General features: G+C 61.4%; 1 pseudogene. It reads right to left on the bottom strand.

The features are described from left to right. Nucleotides 1–321, bottom strand: a pseudogene (locus AB9K34_RS00005) (RepA); the annotation flags it as partial.

The following is a 321-nucleotide window of genomic DNA, read 5'->3' as shown; positions in this document are numbered from 1 at the left end:
GGCCACAAAAGCAGCGCCCGCGTTCTTCGGCGGGTTGCCCTTGGCCGCTTCGCTTTTGGCGAATGCCAGCCAGTCAGAACGCAGGGCGTAGTAGTCCCGGCCCTTCTCCCTAGCGATGGTTCGCGCCTTTTCCTCGGCCCCCCCCGGAAGCCTGATCTCGGGCAAGAGTTCGTTCTGCGGTGAGCGTGGGCGAAAGATCACCAGGTCTTCGGCGGTCAACTCCATGCCATAGAACGGCGTGTGATCGTCCTCGATGATCTGGCGGATGTTCAGCCGGAACTTCTTCAAGGGGGCGTTGCTGCCGGTCTTTTCCTGAAGCTT

This window comes from Sedimentitalea sp. XS_ASV28 (genome assembly GCF_041224545.1).
Lineage (GTDB): Bacteria > Pseudomonadota > Alphaproteobacteria > Rhodobacterales > Rhodobacteraceae > Sedimentitalea.
Note: the sequence above shows the minus strand (reverse complement) of the source record. Positions and strands in the feature narration are given on the sequence as shown.